General features: G+C 40.7%; 13 protein-coding genes, 2 tRNA genes and 1 pseudogene. 4 read left to right on the top strand and 12 right to left on the bottom strand.

Going from position 1 to position 16911, the window contains the following annotated elements:
• Positions 1-12: 12 nt before the first annotated feature.
• Positions 13-2589 carry a hypothetical protein gene (locus OCV27_RS08370; protein WP_125320723.1) on the top strand — a complete coding sequence of 859 codons (2577 nt, stop codon included), beginning with the start codon at positions 13-15 and terminating at the stop codon, positions 2587-2589.
• A gap of 291 nt (positions 2590-2880) precedes the next feature.
• Here the strand turns inward: OCV27_RS08370 and OCV27_RS08365 are convergent, their stop codons facing one another.
• Positions 2881-3840, bottom strand: a complete 960-nt coding sequence (locus tag OCV27_RS08365; RefSeq protein ID WP_337969043.1) for a transposase — start codon at positions 3838-3840, stop codon at positions 2881-2883.
• A gap of 485 nt (positions 3841-4325) precedes the next feature.
• Here OCV27_RS08365 and OCV27_RS08360 point away from each other — a divergent pair, with 485 nt between their 5' ends.
• On the top strand, positions 4326-5150 hold the full coding sequence (locus OCV27_RS08360; protein ID WP_125322062.1) for an alpha/beta fold hydrolase: 825 nt from the start codon (positions 4326-4328) through the stop codon (positions 5148-5150).
• 116 nt (positions 5151-5266) lie between these two features.
• The gene (locus OCV27_RS08355) at positions 5267-5593 is read left to right on the top strand and encodes a methyltransferase domain-containing protein (RefSeq protein WP_337969042.1); all 327 of its coding nucleotides are present in this window, start codon (positions 5267-5269) and stop codon (positions 5591-5593) included.
• On the opposite strand, the pseudogene OCV27_RS08350 reads toward OCV27_RS08355, so the two are convergent.
• A pseudogene (locus OCV27_RS08350) lies at positions 5554-5824 on the bottom strand (IS4 family transposase); the annotation flags it as partial. The gene OCV27_RS08355 and the pseudogene OCV27_RS08350 sit on opposite strands and share 40 nt — an antisense overlap.
• Positions 5825-5913: 89 nt before the next feature.
• On the opposite strand from OCV27_RS08350, the gene OCV27_RS08345 reads away from it, so the two are divergent.
• Positions 5914-7152 carry an ISL3 family transposase gene (locus OCV27_RS08345; protein WP_420919464.1) on the top strand — a complete coding sequence of 413 codons (1239 nt, stop codon included), beginning with the start codon at positions 5914-5916 and terminating at the stop codon, positions 7150-7152.
• Between the two features lie 173 nt (positions 7153-7325).
• Here OCV27_RS08345 and OCV27_RS08340 read toward each other — a convergent pair.
• From OCV27_RS08340 to OCV27_RS08295, 10 genes are all read right to left on the bottom strand, one after another.
• Positions 7326-7402 (bottom strand) — tRNA-Val (locus OCV27_RS08340).
• 36 nt (positions 7403-7438) lie between these two features.
• Positions 7439-7515, bottom strand: a tRNA-Val gene (locus OCV27_RS08335).
• A 159-nt stretch (positions 7516-7674) separates the two neighbouring features.
• Positions 7675-8313, bottom strand: coding sequence for a sugar transferase (locus OCV27_RS08330; protein ID WP_125322069.1), 639 nt, complete (start codon positions 8311-8313; stop codon positions 7675-7677).
• 12 nt (positions 8314-8325) lie between these two features.
• Positions 8326-9510 (bottom strand): glycosyltransferase family 2 protein, encoded by a 1185-nt coding sequence (locus tag OCV27_RS08325; protein WP_125322070.1) that lies wholly within the window; start codon positions 9508-9510, stop codon positions 8326-8328.
• Positions 9507-10598, bottom strand: coding sequence for a glycosyltransferase (locus OCV27_RS08320; RefSeq protein ID WP_125322073.1), 1092 nt, complete (start codon positions 10596-10598; stop codon positions 9507-9509). Before OCV27_RS08320 ends, OCV27_RS08325 begins: the two co-directional genes overlap by 4 nt.
• Positions 10599-10715: 117 nt before the next feature.
• Positions 10716-12152 (bottom strand): GumC family protein, encoded by a 1437-nt coding sequence (locus OCV27_RS08315; RefSeq protein ID WP_125322077.1) that lies wholly within the window; start codon positions 12150-12152, stop codon positions 10716-10718.
• On the bottom strand, positions 12149-13267 hold the full coding sequence (locus OCV27_RS08310; protein WP_125322080.1) for a glycosyltransferase: 1119 nt from the start codon (positions 13265-13267) through the stop codon (positions 12149-12151). The genes OCV27_RS08315 and OCV27_RS08310 overlap by 4 nt, the downstream gene beginning before the upstream one ends.
• Positions 13264-13989, bottom strand: coding sequence for an acyltransferase (locus OCV27_RS08305; RefSeq protein ID WP_125322083.1), 726 nt, complete (start codon positions 13987-13989; stop codon positions 13264-13266). Before OCV27_RS08305 ends, OCV27_RS08310 begins: the two co-directional genes overlap by 4 nt.
• Positions 13990-14068: 79 nt before the next feature.
• Positions 14069-15460 (bottom strand): O-antigen ligase family protein, encoded by a 1392-nt coding sequence (locus OCV27_RS08300; RefSeq protein WP_125322085.1) that lies wholly within the window; start codon positions 15458-15460, stop codon positions 14069-14071.
• Positions 15457-16908 carry a lipopolysaccharide biosynthesis protein gene (locus OCV27_RS08295; protein ID WP_337969041.1) on the bottom strand — a complete coding sequence of 484 codons (1452 nt, stop codon included), beginning with the start codon at positions 16906-16908 and terminating at the stop codon, positions 15457-15459. The genes OCV27_RS08300 and OCV27_RS08295 overlap by 4 nt, the downstream gene beginning before the upstream one ends.
• Between the last annotated feature and the right edge of the window lie 3 nt (positions 16909-16911).

Below are 16911 nucleotides of genomic sequence, written 5' to 3'. Positions count from 1 at the left end.
TAATCAAACAATATGAAGTTAAGACATTTAATACTATTTTTTGCCATACTATCAACAAACGTTTTGGCAGCCGGATTTTGTACTATTGGCGATGAGTTTACTATTCTCGATAAAGAAGCATTTAATCGCTTGAGTGAGAAGAGCTATACATCTTTTAGTGAAGGTATAACGCCGGAAGAGCTGTTTCCAACCGCACCGAACCATTTCTCAGCCGAGTCAACGAACTTAAGCGAAACAAAATACGTATACAATGAGACCTCCTCTTTGCTTGAAGCTGGTCCAGAAAGTTCTGTTGCTCTAGAAGCTGAAGAAGCTTCACGCCTGCTATCTTCTATTGGCCGCACTGCCTCTGAAGTGGGCGGTGCTGCACTTGAGGTATTAGGACCAATTGGAGGCGCGGTTGCTGTGGGCTTTTGGGCCCGTGATGTCGCCCAAGCCTTTGAGGATGAATCAAGAACATCCTATGACCGTTTTGCCACCGTTATGGAACTCGTCGATTGGTTTGGTGTTCTCAAGCTGCCTCAGCGCAGTATTGATCGACATATTCTGATTAACCGGTGGAATAATATGGCTGCTGGTGACCATTACAGCTTCACCATCCATGACGATATCGTTACTCGGCAAGATTTAAGAGACAAAAGACATTGGGCATCTTTGGCTGCTAACCAACATAAAACCATAGAAGCGATCGTAAAAAGTTACGCGTCTGATGTTGCTTTGAAATATCAAGCTTACTATCAAGAGTCGGTAAGAACCCAAACCGTTTTCTCAAACCAATTGATAACCAATGTTGATAAAGAACTTAATAAAACCTTATTTTTTCAGCTAGGCATTAATAAAGACAGAAATCGGTTGTTTTCATCGGATATAAGAAGTGTTTGCCAGCCTGAAGTTGATGCAGTTTATGCTCTTTATTCTCAGCAAAGAAGCAATAGCCTCACATCTGCATCTCCCTCTACTCGCGCAGCCGTTAATGCTTTATCAGCGCTGCAACACTGCCAAAACTCAGTGCTTGAGCAAATGATTACCAAACTTGATCAACTGCGCAGTAATAACTTAAGTGGTTTGGATCGCAACTCCCTCACGCAACTTTACGTTCGGACATTAAACGCAAAGAAAAAAATTGCTGAAACGGCCGATAATCATGTTCGCATTATCAGCACAAAACTGCAGAGTTTGATGAGAGGGGAAGGGTTGCAGTTAATCGATAAATTATTTGATTCAGGTGTAATCACAAACACCAATGATTTCTTCAAAGAGCAAGCAAGTCGGTATGCTGTCGATGAAATGGCAAGAAGCCTGCTTTATAGGCCTGCCACAGCAAGAGAGCTATCTTCTAAGGTTTTGGTGCTACAAGCCAGCTATCAGTCTTGTTCTCGCTTGGGAATTTTGGGAGGTGATCCTAACTTTCGTGGCTGTGTAGAATACACTCGAGTTCCAGCAGAAACTCGTCGTTTTGAACCATCACAAGATGAGGTTGTGCGTGAAATAAAAGTACCAGTGCGAGAGCACTATTACTCGATATTTAATGAAACACTAAACACATTAATACAAAATGGCTGGAATCCTGAAACCGAAGAACAGTGGCTAGAGCAGCAAATATTGTCTTATTCTGAGCACCAGCGCAATATCAAACAAAATGTGACGACCAAGGCACAAGTGTATCGTTGGCTGTTTGACTCTCGCCAGCAGCTTGGTAGTGATTGTATTGGTGAACAATCCTGTGCGGGATGGAGTGCATCATATTTAGCTAAAGAAAATCTATCTCGAACCAGTTCCCTTGATGACATTGCGCGTTGGTTGGCTAGTTATTCAGGTCGTGGCCAATATGTTCATCGTAAACGAGTCGAACAGCTGGATGAGTTGATTGAACCTGCGTTAGAAAGTGAATGGAAAGCGACACAGGGCCGTCAATTTTACAGTTATGTTTATCCGAACAGCTTTGATATAGAAAAATATGCACCTTTTATCGCATCAGCGTTACAAAATTCAACCCTTGATGTGGCGAATCTATCAGGTAATGCCCTTCCATTAGCGAAAGGCATAGTAAAATCTCATATGGCTGAGGCACTTGAGCTAAGTAAACAAAACGGAGCGAACTGGTTACATTCTCAGTTGGGTGATTTTCAACGTTATATGGCAATAGTTCATTCACAACGTACCAGTGTTGGCCGCCATGTTTCTGAAATGCAAGACAATGCACCTGTCTTGTTTTCTGAAATATTACCCGCTCATATTTTAAGATATCTAATTTCTGACTTAATTCCAGATAGTTATGATGCTAGATTGCTTAGTTCTATTGATGCACTTTATAACCCTTACTCAGAACTGGGTCAAAAAATCACAACACTTGTGAGTATGAGTCGAATGTTTAATGAAGTGTCTAATAGTGGCTGTGAGTCCAATTTCATTGCTTGGAAAGAGGCGTTACTGGCTATTTCTAAAGATCCTTCTCTATATTGGTTATCACCCATATCAACTTGGTTAAATAATGTTACGTATCAAAAACTAACCAATCAAGCTATCGTTGAATGGGGAATCATGAAACAAAGCGACTTAGGGCAAGGTATCCACTGCAATATGCTTTAGATAGGGTTTGAATGTGAAATAAAAAAGAAGATATGGTAGTCTTTCCCATATCTTCTTTTTTATCTTTGAGAAAAATAATATGGAAATAATATCGGACACACACCAATAAAGAGAAAATAAATTATCCACGTCACCTTGAATTTTGTTTTGATGAACCGCCAAATTTGAGAAATGTTGTTGTCGACTTAGACTAAAGGAAGGCATTTTTATTGAATATCGGTAAGTCTATTTCAAAGCCGTTTCAGCCATCAAGCTGTGGGTATCCATTTCCGGAAAGTCTTTGAGTGACTGCTATTCAAATGCGAATAAATGAAGCTTTTTCTTATTAAGAGCAGTTTTTGCAATCATCGCCTGTGCTGGGCTGCCTACCGCAGTGACGTGGAATTTCTCCAATTGTGTACAAACCTTTAGCCAGTTATTTATGTTTCCCCCAAGCCTGTCTAGTATGGGAGGCATGTTCGTATTCATAAATGCTTTATTCGGCCGAATTTGGCGGGCTGTCCAGTCAACTAATTCAATATAATCCATCAATCGAAAAGGAATGCCGTCTTGTTTTAAGTTGCTCCCGTTACCGATAAAAGGATGAAGACAAGGGGCTGTGGTAAGCTGTTTATCTAAGGCGTCGATTCGAGCTTTGATGGAGGTAAATTCGGAGTCTTCTGGCTTAGTGGCAATGCCTGCGCGAATAGGATTTAGGTCTACGTACGCCATTGCAGCGGCGAGGGCTTTTTCATCAAGCAGGGCTTGGCTTTTAAATCGGCTTTCCCAAAAATGGCCAGTACAGCTGTCTTCTTTGTTAGCTTTGCAAGCAATCTCGTAGTTAAGCTCTTTCATATACCAGCTCAAATTCCACAAACGTTCTCGCCAAACCTCAATGATCTCAATACATTTTTCGTGTTCAATTGGGTTTGTGAGTTGGGCACGAAGCCAGCGTTGAATAATAAGTGGTAACTTATGAGCCATTCTCCAGCGCTCAACTATCTGATGATGTGACAAGGCTAAAGCTTTCTCTCGATTGATATTGACGACTAAGTGGTAGTGATTACTCATGATGGCGTAAGCACAAATATCAATGCAGTAGAGCTTAGAAAGGGAGTGAATTTTATTGACGATCCATTCTCTGCGATGCTCATAACTCACTTGGTTTTGGCTGTCTTCACCACACAAAAAACTGCGCCTAACACAACGAGAAACGCAGTGGTAATAGGATGTCGCTTCAATCGAGATAAGTTGCTTGCGTGCAGTCGTCATGAATATGTCTCCTTATTGGAATAATAAGAAGTTAGCAATCATTCAAACAAGAGGTTGCTATCAGTCCCTCGAAAAGGAGTAAATCATACTTATTTAGTCCTTTTGGTGTGTGTCCTGAGTTTAAGTCCTTTTGGTGTGTGTCCCGAATTTATTGTTCATCGACGACTTGTTGAGCCACTTCGAGTCTAAATTCAGGGGAGTAAGTTGGACGAGTTCTTTTTTCATATTCACACCTAATTATTTACAGTGATTCTATCACCTCTAATCAGGTGGCACAAATTTATTGTGCCACTACAGTTGGCTGGTATGCGGAATTTACATATCAGCAATTGGAGTTATCTTTAAAAAATTAGTTTAGAAACCAAGGATAAATTAGCGAGCGTTCTAAATTAGTTTCACTATGATTTTCATCAATTACATCTTTCGTTTCGGGCTAAATTGGCTATGATAACCCTCTATTAAGTGGTTAGAAGTGTGAGGGTGATATGTTAGTAGAAAAATGGTTAGATATCGATGGTGATCAGCTTTATTGTTTGGCTACTGAGCGCAAAGAGTCTAAAGAAACGCTGGTGTTGATTCATGGTTTGGGTGAATCGCATCTCTGTTTTGCGGATGCATTCGACTGGCTGCCGAATTACAACCTGATCATGTTTGATCTATGTGGTTATGGCGCTTCTCCTGCTTCAGTTACTTCTCATTCAACGGAAACTCAAGCGAAGCGCATATTAAAAGCGCTTGAGCAATTAAAGATTGATGATTGCTTTCTCCTTGGGCACTCTTGGGGAGGCGATACGTCTACCTTGGTTTGCCAACACGATACAAAAGGTATTGTGCGTGGTTTTATTAATGCCGAAGGTGGCGTCCATGCAGAAAATATAATTTTGTCTCAGATAATTGCTGAACAATATTCTCAGTTAAGTCCTGATGAATTTTCCAAGTGGTTGAAAGGTAATGGTTTTTCGCAACTTTTTTCTATGTCTTGGGGCCACGGGGCTGGTATTAAGTATTTATGGTCTGTTCGGCGTTGTGACCCTGTCGTTCTTGGCAATACAGCAAGTGAAATTTATGCTCAGCACCCCACTCAAGATGTGCGGGGTGTTGTTAGTTGGGGAAAAATCTATGAAAGCTTGCAGATACCTAAAGTTTACTTTTGGGGTACACAGAGCTTAAGTGGTTGTGAACGCGCTGAAAAATTCATTTCGACATTAAATAATGTTTCGTTCGAAGGAGCCAATCATTGGGTTCAAAATGAACCATCTAAGTTTTACCAAGAAGTGGATAAATTCATTACTAAGGTTGCCAAAATATAACCAGTATTTAAGGCTTTCAGGGACTTTTTCTAATCAGGCAGAAGCTTGATATAGCTTTATTTTTGGCACCCGAAAATAGCTAATAGATTAAAAATATAAGATTTTTCAAAGGGGGAATGAAACCAGAAGATATAAAAAAGGCTTACAACCAAATTACTCACATTTGGGATAATGAAAAGGTTGATATGAATAATGGTATTGTTCAGCATAAGAAAGCAATAAGTTTTGTTAAAAATAGAGGTAATGCATTAGAAATTGGTTGCGGTTGTACGGGGCGTTTTATAGATTTTCTGGCTGAAGAAGGCTTCAAACCATCTGGTATAGATATTTCAGATGAAATGCTAAATATCGCTAGGAAAAAACACCCAAACATTCAGTTTATGAAAGGCGCTGACGGATCCCCTCATAATTTCCCCAGTCCTGCATTGTGTGTGAGCCTTTGATATTCGAACATCCCCCATCGGTATTGATAGGTCTCGGCGGTGTTTAATGCTGTTGGCTTTGAAGTCAAAATGCCATTTGGCTTGTACTGCAATTAGGCCATTCCACCACATCAAGATTTCAGCGAGCAACGCAATAAGAAGTAAGATATCTAACCGCTTAGTACAGCGAGTTCTGTTGTGACGAAGTGCGATCCCATAAGCGGTACTCTTTAGATCGCGGAATGCCTCTTCTCCGCTTTAATGAGTCTGTATTCACAGGCTCAATTATCATAATTACATGATTTATAATGCTTATTTTAAAAATAAGTCAGTAGTCTATTTTGTCGTCTTTGTCTTCCTCGTTATTTTGCTTTAAAGGCCAGTGTGTTGAATCTTGTTCAATAGAAGAAATGTCCCAAAGCGTATTCGTTAGCTGTCGTCGAGACCGTAGGTATAAAGTCAAAGAGCCAATATCAGGGGCTTCCTGTACCGTCGATCACTACGTTAAAAGGCGTCTTCAAGATTTACCTGTGAGTGGGCTACCTTGTACGATTGAAGTTGAGCTGGCTAAAACTAGAGACAAAGAAGGACGACGGTTGATCGAAGAGACTGAATATGTGGCTAAAGGTGGTCGTTATACCGCTCGCTTTTGCAAGTTCATCAGTGGCTTATGTCGCCATATGAGCATACATGCCGTCTCCCAACATTTAGGAATTCGCTGGGAAACAGTAAAAAATATCGATAGGGAATACTTGCATTCAAGCTTACCAGCATTAGACCCCGAGAAACTGAATAACTTGGTTCATATTGGCGTCGATGAAGTTGCCATAGCCAAGAGACACGATTATATGACGGTTGTTTATGACCTTGTCTCGGGGCATTTGATTTGGGTTGAACATGGCCGAAAAGCAGAAGTTCTGATCCCCTTCTTTGAGCAACTATCAGAAGAAACCAAATCAGGAATCAAAGCAGTATCAATGGATATGGGTCAGTCTTACCAGTCGGCGGTCAGGAAAATGCTTCCCAATGCTGATATTGTTTTTGACCTATTCCATGTCATGCAGAACTACTGCATCTTAATCAAAAAAGAGAGAACAAAAGCGTTTAGAAATGGCTCTCACGACGAGAAAAAGATGTTGAAAGGAACGCTCTTCCTCCTACTGAAAAACGCTCATAAATTGGATGATAGACAGTCTGACAGACTTGATGACTTACTTGAGAGCAACAAGACTTTGTGCGTTGTTTACATGCTCAAAGAGCAGCTACAAGCCATATGGGATGAAGCCGATTACGAAACAATGGTGGCAGCTCTAGAAGCTTGGTGCCGTCTTGCCAAATCGACCAGAATACTGTCCTTAATTAATTTTGCCGATGCTTTATTGGAAAGAAAAGTGGGTATTTGTAACTACGGAAAATACAAGCTGACTAACGCTCGGGTAGAAGCAGGTAATGTCTCGATTGGCTTACTCAGACGAAGAGCAAGAGGGGTGAGAGATACAGACTATTTCAAATTAAAGATCAGACAAACATCGGTTCCCGATACACACTCAACTTTTTACCCAAATATCAAGTTCACCTAAGCGGAGAAGAGCCGCAAAAAAAATTTATCCGAAAGTCCGACATTCACCAGAAATCGTAACGTGGAATTGTCCACTGTTGAGTTACATGCTTGATTATGGTTTGCCGAATTCTGGGGTAGGGAAGGGAATTTTAGGTACAAAAAATCCCAGTTTAACTGGGATTTTTCAAAATTTGGTGGGTCCGGGCGAACTCGAATCGCCGACCCCCGCCATGTCAAGGCGGTACTCTAACCAACTGAGCTACGGACCCAAATTTTTGTTTTTGGCAATTTAATGCTTTAAGGATTGGTGGGTCCGGGCGAACTCGAATCGCCGACCCCCGCCATGTCAAGGCGGTACTCTAACCAACTGAGCTACGGACCCAATCCTTAAGAACGAGACGGATATTACCGAGACTTTGGTTGGTGTGCAAGTCCAAATTATTGGTTTTCAAGTTGTTTGCTTCACAACTAGACAGTTTGGTGTTTTTTTACTCTTGAAAGGCCCGGAATTCTTGAAAGAAACTCCGGGTTATTGAAGGTTTTATCTACCGCGACCATCAACCATTACAATGAGAGTCTTAGTAATGATGCTAAAGTCCATCATTATCCATGATTTCAATGAACGAAGAGATAGGGCATAGCTGTGATCGTAGCCTACTTTTTTCCTAACATCATCGATACAAGTATCATAGCCTTGATTAACTTGAGCTAGTCCTGTGATACCTGGCATTACTCCATAGGTTCTATCCGCAAAGTAAGGGATTTCTGATTCAAGTTTGTTGTAGAAGCCAGGACGTTCAGGTCTAGGGCCGATGATAGACATTTCACCTCGAACAACATTAAACAGTTGAGGGATTTCGTCTAAGCGAGTTTTGCGGAGAAAACGTCCTACTTTGGTGATGCGAGGGTCATTTTCTGTTGCCCATACAGCGCCAGTTCGTGTCTCTGCATCAATATACATGGTGCGGAACTTTACGATTTCAAAGAACATCATTTGTTTGGGGGTCGACTTTCCTACGCGTAGCTGTTTGTAGAAAACAGGTCCTTTTGAATCAAGTTTTATGGCGAGTGCGATAACTGGCATCACAGGCGATAAAATGATAAGTCCAAGCAAAGCAGAGATAAAATCAAAGATACGCTTTGCTAACCAGATTGAATATAAAGAAGATACATTACTCATAAGATGCTCCTTTTATTGAACTCGTGTCCAGCGGGTGGACTCTAAGCCTAACAAATAACGTAGGCCACCGATTAGGTTGGCAGTATGGCCAGCAACAATGTATGTCACTAACCGAAAGTACTTGTGACAAAATATTCGTGGGAAAAGGTGTCCCAAAGCAGCAATGGTGTAAATTGAGGCTTGTGTAACTGTCCCCAGTAAAAATATTGGATTGTTGATAAGGGCTATGGACAGAGCCAAGCAAGCAATCATCAGATAAGGTGCGATGAGTCTTAGTCCTTTACCAGAGAAGAAAGCAAATGCAACGCCTTTGTATTTAGGCAAGAAGAGCTCAGCTAAAAGTAAAGTTTGCTGCATGTTGCCAGCAGAAATTCTTAGTCTGCGTTTGAAGTCGTTGTCAGTGGAGGTAGCTTCTAGCTCCAATGCAATCATGTTCTGGTCATAGTGAACCTTAAATCCTTTACGGATGATTTCCATAGGGATAATAAAGTCATCGTTAATTGTGTTGGCTTGTAGAGGCTCGAATAATTTAGTTCTGAATAGGTAGAGTGCTCCATGGGCACCTAAAGTACTGCCTAAACTTGCTTCACTATGTTTCATTTCACTCTGGTAATGCCAATATTTCTCTTCGCCTGCACTACCGCAGGTTAGTAACTGATAGTGTCCGTTGACTGCGCCAACACTAGCATCTTGAAAATGCTGGTTAGCGATAAGCAAAGTATCAATTGATATGAGTGCCGATACATCACTCATTGCTGTAATCTCAGAAGAAATAGTATTCATTTGGTCATTGACTAATGCCACTTTTCCTCGATTTTCTTCGAATACTCGTATTTCAAAATGAGTGTCACAGCAAATGGCCTCTTGAATTGTATCTTGAGCTATCTGTACTGTGCTGTCAGTACAACCGTCACAAGCAATGATAACTTGATAGTGTTTTTTGGGGTAATCAATCGAAGCTAGGTTACGAATCTTTTCAGCGATCCACTTTTCTTCATTGAAGGCAGGTACAAGTATTGTTACATCTAAACACTCAACATCATCTTGACCAATTTTGTATCCACGTTCGACATGCTTGACATCAGCAGCGGGGTGGCGTTTTGAGTACCATGAAAGAATCAATGGGTAACCTACATGATGATAAATAATCAAAGCGGCGCTTATGGTGAAACAAGCTGCGATAGTAAAGTCGATCATGCGAATTCCCCCTGTGAAAGTGCATTGTATGCTTCAACCATTTTCTTAATATCGTTATTGCTAGTGACAAAGTGGCGTGGTGAATGGCTAGATTCAAAATTTAATTGCTTGTTTATATTGATAGCAAGCTCTTGGTGATTTCCTGCTTTTGAAAGTAGCCCTGTGTCAGGGCATAGTGTTTCGTTAGCTCCGCCAACATCATGGGCGACGGTCGGAATACCGCAGGCTTGTGCTTCTAATGGCGCAAGTGGAAAACCTTCACAACGAGATGGAAGGCAAAACACATCAAGCGCACGGTAAAAGTTTGGCATATCATCAACCAGACCTAAGAAGCAGACTCTGTCAGTAATTGAAAGATCTTGAGCTAGTTTCATAAGGCAAGTACGCTGACTTCCGTTTCCTGCGATGACAAGTTTGGCACCTTGGTGAATAAATGGCATCGCTTTTAAAAGTAAATCATGTCCTTTAACTTCTTCTAAGCGGCCAGCTGAGCCAATAATCAGGTCACTCACAGGTAAGCCTAACTTAATTCTCGCGTGCTTCTTTTCGCCAGGGGAAAACTGCTCACAGTCGATGCCATTTTTAATCACCATAACGTTTTGGTAGTTAAGTTTTTCAGTAAACTGCTTTTTAACTACATCAGCATCAGCAACCACATAAGGGTTGGATAGTTTGAGGATCAAGTTTTGTACCAAGCGTCTTTTGGTATTGTTCAGGTGCCATGCATCATGCTCAGTGTGAATAATATTATTAATGCCTGCTAATCGTGCAGCGGTTGAACCATAGATTAGTGGGCCAATATGATGAGTATGAACAACTTTGGGATTTATCTGACGAATTAGGCGATATAGCTGAAAAATGGTGCTAGTACTAACCCCAGGTGGCTTACCTAGAAAAATGAGCTTATCGCTGATGTTTTGCAGTAATGGCCAGTTCTTAATTGCGCTTTCTTTGTTACCTTCAAGGCTTACAATGAAGACGTTGGAATCAGATGAAGAAAACTTAAGCATGTTAATCGCTAACGTTTCTAAGCCACCTGGTGATAGGTGCTGAACAATATGTATAATGGTGTTTGAATTGTTCTTCATTACTAATCCCTAAGTTGGCGAGTCTAGTAACGTAAAGCACATCCTGTGCCAATAAAAAAAGCACAATTAAACATATAGTTAACATTGCCTTTTCAGGTTATGTCATTTTGAGATTCTTTATGAATGAAATGGTTTTATTTTGGGAATGATGGCGATGACTTGAGTTCCTGTTAGTGCTTCTAATTCGATTGGGCTTCTGACCGCGGTGTTGAAAATCTCAATTAAAGTCGCAATACCACTACCTAGTGCTACACCAGCAAAAAGACCAGCCACAATAAAAATTATGATTGGAAGATTAGAAGGAGCGCTTGGTGTATATGGAAGATCGATAATTTTTACTCGCTTATTTTGCTCAAATATTCCAAGTGAGCCAGTAAGCTGGGCCATCTCATATCGTTGGATCAATTCATCATAGAGTTGCCTTTTAATTCTTACATCGCTCTGTAGTTGAAACATTTCTTTGGAGTTGTCGCCAAAATTATTAGCTTGTTGTTCTAGGTCAGCTATCATTTTTGTTAAGCTTTTTGTTTCTTCACTTAATGATTCAAATTTGCTTCGAACAACTTGTAAAGTGTGTAATTGCGTAACGAGTAAAGGTTGTATCTTACTAATGTCTGAGAGTGTGTTGCTACTAGCAATGTCCCAAAGTTGATCACTACTCATAATGGGCTGTTCAACTTTTAACAGCGCTGTGCGTTCTCTTTCAAGGCGAGTAAGCTCGCGTTGTTTTCCGAGCACCGAGCTGTGGCTATCTGTATATCTGGCTCTTAATAGAGTGAGTTCACTTCTTATTTCAATGATCTGTTCTTCAATTTTCCCAACCACGGGATTCGTTCTAGATAACTGTTGGTCCAAAGTTCCTAGACTACGTTCAACACCCGATAACTCGGCTTCTTTCTCAGCGAGACTTTGCTTTAGAGTGGCTAGACGAGTAAGGCTTTGATTTTGCATTTCAGGTGTGACGGATGCGTTTTCATTTTTGAAATTGGCGAGGGCATTTTCGGCTTCATTCAAGGCGTCTCGACGCTTTTCAATATGGAGGCTTAGAAATTCACTTGAGTCTTTTATTGATGAGCGTTCAGGTGCAAGCATTTGTTCAATAAAATGCTCACTGATTGATTCAAGTAACTCTTTCATCCCTTCCGGTTTAGATGCCTTTAATTGAATTTTAAGAAAGTCTTTTCCAGGTTGGCTCACGGTTAAATTGGCAGCAAGTCTAGCAATGATACTGTCTATTTGTTGAGGCGACATTGTGTCGTTAGTTAGGCCACGTTCACTGGCAACGGATCTAAGAATATGTCTACTTTTTAATAAGGTACGCAGGGCAGTTAAACGTTCTTTTAGCATGGTAGAGACAGCAATGTCTTCTAAAAAAGGATTCATTTTTGCTGTTTCTTGAATCAGCATACTGGTGTGCGAAACATATTTTTCAGGGGCCATTTTGCCAACAAAGTAACCTGCAAACGGCATGATTAAAATTGGTAACACGATAACATAGCGCTGACGCCAAGCAGCATTTAAAATGACGATGAAGCGGATTTTTAGCTTATTCATAGAGACTCCAGAAGCTGACTGACTGCTAAGGAACGAGCGTCCCAACTGTCGCAACGGACTATTTCTGAATTAACTTGCTGTTTTAGAACCACATCATTGAGGCTAAGGCTAAATTGCTCAGCGTTATGAACAAGGTTTATGTACTGCTTGTATGGTTCCATCGCTGGGAACGGAGTAGTTATAACAGGTGTACCAGTTGCTAGATATTCCATCAACTTTAATGGGCTGCATGCGAGAATCTGTTGGTTTAGTTTAAAAGGCAGTAAGCTTGCATCCCAATGCTGGCTGTAACCTGGTAATTCGTCGTGAGGTTTTGGGCCTAAATAATGAACATTGGATAAATTAGGAAGTGGATTGTAGTCTAACTCTACTGGCCCAATAAAAACAAAGTCCCAATCAGAATTATTAAGACATACTTTAGCGATAAGCTCATAATCTAACCAATTTGATATGCTGCCATAGAATCCTGCAACCGGGCGACCATTGTTAGGAAGATCTAGTGCTCGAATAGCTGGTTGACTGAATAATTCGTAATCGACGCCATGAGGGATCAATGTGGTTTTATGTGCGTCAAATTTACCGCAGATGGTTGGGCTTGCTCCCAAAATAAGATCGGCTAAAGTGGCAAGCTTATTCTCATGGGATACGATTGTATCATGATCAACACCTGCCAGAGATGCAAAGTCATCACCGCAGTAATATACTACAGCGGCTTCATTGAGGTGCCCACAAAGATCTGCAGCAGTTGGTAGTGAGGTCCAAAAAATAGGTTCAACCAAATTAAGCGTATCAATAATAGGTTTAAGTTGTCTGAGTAGCATGGTTTTAGCGACTTCTCTTGCCCATGATGATTTTGGAGCAGGGATTGTTTTTAAATTAACTACCGTAATATTGCTTGAAGGCGGCCGAGAGTTTGATGAGTAGCCTTTTTTACTCCGGCCAAGAAGTTTATTAAAAGTGCGCGTTATGTCGTTTTTGCTGAGCTTGGGTTGACGTAAGCCTATCGAGTTAACCCATAGTACCTTTCTATCAGCGGCTAGCCTGGATACTATATGTTGGGTACTAGAAGGTAATCCACCAAAATCTTCTCCAAATACGATTAAATCACGACTCATAAAGCCTCCTCGTTAGTTAACTTCCGTACTACTTTTGCTGGGTTACCCGCAGCTACAACAAACGGGGGTAAACTTTTAGTAACGACGCTTCCTGCACCAACTATTGTGCCTTGGCCGATAGTTACGTTGGGGCATACAGTGACATTGGTCCCTAACCAGACGTTGTTTTCAAGTATAATGTTGCCAACATCACTGTCATTGTCACCGACTCCAGCGGCTCGTTCCTGTGCGTTTAGCGAATGTCCAGAATAGCCAAATAAAAAAACTCGGCCGGCCATTCTTACGTTATCACCAATGACTACTCGTTTGCCTATCGCAATAGTTGTTTGCCAGCCTACGTCAACATTGTTGCCGATAATAAGTTCTGGTTGTGATGTTTGAGGCCGTCCACTGAATGTTGTATGCCCTGAAATTCGACAATCATTACCTACTACCAGGTTTAATGGGCCGGTGATTAATGGTACGCCTCCAAATAGATACAATCGTTTGCCAAGTTTAGTCACTCGTGCCTTGAACGCGGGTGTATAGACAAAAATCCTCATAAGAGTGCTAATGCATAATGTCAGAGTGGTGTAGATGAATGCAACAATTTTATTGAATATATAAGGTGTAGGAAGGTCGCACGCTCGAATGTATTTCAGAATGAAAAATAGTTTGCGACAAGTAGGGTTTGGGTTTTCTTTAAGCCATATTTTTATTTCATTGATGTGAGTAGCCAGCATGTGAATCTCCTAGTGTCTCTTTAATATAGGAGGTATTACATGTTGTGTGCCAAAATAAAAATCAATTTAAAACATAACTTTAAGTTTTTTTCTGTCCGGGTTTTGGGATATTCTCATTTTGAGAACTATTTTGAACAATATGATTTAGCGCTATGCATAGTGCTGCCAATATATAAATGGGCCAAGTAAAACCTTGGGTGAGGAAAGTACCAGACACAATCGTCCCCATTATGCCAGCATATACAGCGGTGGCAGTACCATGTAAGTAAGGAGAGTAATGTGTTGGATTGGAATCAAGTAACTGTAATGTATTTTTGCTGGTTTTAACCAGAGAATAAATGCAACCGATAAATACGAAAAGTCCGAGAAAGCCAGTTTCAGCAAGGACACCAAACCATGTGGAATGCACAGCATGATTGAGGCCATCCCAATGTGGGCTATAGAAGAAGTAATTAGAGTAAAAGTTGTTTATTCCTACACCAGTTAATGGATTATCTACAGCCATCCCAAATGCAGCTTCCCATGCATAAATACGGCCCATTGCAGAAGCGTCAATACCTTCTTCTTCTGCCCCTCCAGATTTTCGGTCTGAAATTCCAGCAGCTGCTGCTAGAACCATCAAGGCTAACGTCCCTATGATAGCCAATAAAGCTTTGGAGCGTATTATTCTCAAGCCAAAGATACCGAATACGGCAACAGAACCCAGCAAACCTCCACGGCTTTGAGTAGCAATTACGGCTGATAATGATAGAACTGTTCCGATTAGCCCTAAAACTCGCATACTTCCAAGGTTCTTAGTAACCATTAAGCTTATAGCGAAAGCGAGGGGAAACATAAGGACCAGAGATAGATCGTTTGGATCTCCGAGGACTGAACCTAAATGTCTGCCGATAGTCACTCGAGTTCCTTCAACTAATCCTATTCCATTAATTGAGTTAGAAAGTGCGACACATGCGATTAAGCCACCTGCGAGAACGATAAGTATACTGATGCGTTGTACGTTAAGTGCACTATTTACCAGCCAAGCGATGGCAAATGTCATTATGATAATTTTCCAGTAAATAGCTTTAAAGTATTTGATTGCTAGACCAGGGTTTGATGAAAATAGTATACCAATGAAGACAAGGAACCAAAAAACCGAAAACCATGTGAGACTTGGATGCCAGAAAGTATCTAGTTGTTTACTAATTAAACTATGCCAAAGGAGTGCACTCAGAGCACCCAGTGACAAGAGTAAGGGAATTTTTAACGAGTAGAGTGCAGGTAGCGCTTCATGGATGCGGAAAAATGAAAACAGTACAAATAAACTTACTAGCCAGAAAGTTTGATTCAGAACAAACAATACACCAAGCGGCAACATACAGAGCACAATTGCGACTAAGGGATGCGGGATAAATTTCCAAATCAGCGTTATGAGAAAGCAGACGCCTAGAGTGACAACCAATGGGTAAAGTGCCCGTGGTCCCGTCATAGTATCCGCCCTATATCCTTTTCTGAAGTGTTATCTTTAAGATAAATTTTATGGAATTTTATTAAGTTTAGTTTTTGCAGTAAGGCTAAAAATATAATTGGTTGGACGACTAGCATCAACCCCGCAATTTGAGTCGAATTATTGTACCAACCACTTGAGGTAAATAACAGACTGACAAGAACTATAGACAATAATGCTTTTACTTTATAGGGCATGGAATGAAGAGATTCACTAAAGTATGCTACCAAAATTAGCCGAATGAGTTGCCCTAAACATAGGCATAATAGTATGGCTGGTACTCCAGTGTCTTTGATAATCCATGCAAGGGAAAGAGCGATACTAGTGGCAAAAACATTGATATAAAAGAGATAATTGGTTTTTTTAGCGTACAATACACCAATATTCAATAGTTCGACCATTTCTTTTAGCAGCATAATGATTATGCAAATAACGACTAGCTGACTCGCCGCATGGTAGGTGCTAGGTAATGTCGCCATGATGAAACATTGGCTAATCCAAGTGACAAGAATACTTAATAGACAGAGTGCAGCAATACCTTGCTGTGTATGGTATACGACTTTATTCGTTCCTTGATTCTCCAATACCTCGAACCGCTTTGGCATCCACCACATATGGAAAGGTTGAATCAAAATACCGAGTGCCAGAGCAAACTTGGCTGCAACGGCATAAATGCCGAGTGTTTCGAGTGGATGTGATTCTGCGATTACCCATCGCTCTGCTCCGCTTAAGCCAAATGCAACAATAGAAGAAAGCATTAGGGGAGAGGAGTACCGAAGATATTTTTTATAGTCTGCATTCGATGGTAGTTTGAAAGAAAACTTGTTATGTAAATAAAGATATACCGTTTGCATTAAAGAACAGAGTGCACCCACCCCAAAAAGTAAAGTTACACTTGGGTTTGTGACTAAAATCCAGACAATGAGCGAAATTTGTATTATCAAAGTCACAAAGCTGACCTTAAAAAAAGTCAACGCTTTATTATTAAGCCTTAACCAAGCTAAACATATCGCCAATGGTGCTTCGAAAGAGATGACAATGGCTATTAAAATAGCTTGATGGTGACTGATCGAAGTGCTTGCTGAAAATAAAATAAAATAGCAAATAGCAAATAAAACAGCGAGTAACATAGATGTAATTAACGAGCCTGAACACAATTCACACACTCTTGTAAAACGTACACTAGGTTGCTTGATAGTGCCAATAAAACGATACAGATTTTCATGCATTGCCAGACCAACCAAGAGACTGAAAAATACAGTAGTGATTGATAAGAGTTCGAGATGACCAAACTGACTAGGGGTCAGGTAAGCTGCCATAAATGGCAACATTATCAGAGATGTTCCCTTCATCATCAGAAGGCTAGCCGCGTAAAGTGACATGCTTTTTACATTCTCTTGCTTCAACCATGCGTGTATTTTTTTTCGCATAAT

It is taken from the genome of Vibrio pectenicida, assembly GCA_024347015.1.
GTDB lineage: Bacteria > Pseudomonadota > Gammaproteobacteria > Enterobacterales > Vibrionaceae > Vibrio > Vibrio pectenicida.
Note: the sequence above shows the minus strand (reverse complement) of the source record. Positions and strands in the feature narration are given on the sequence as shown.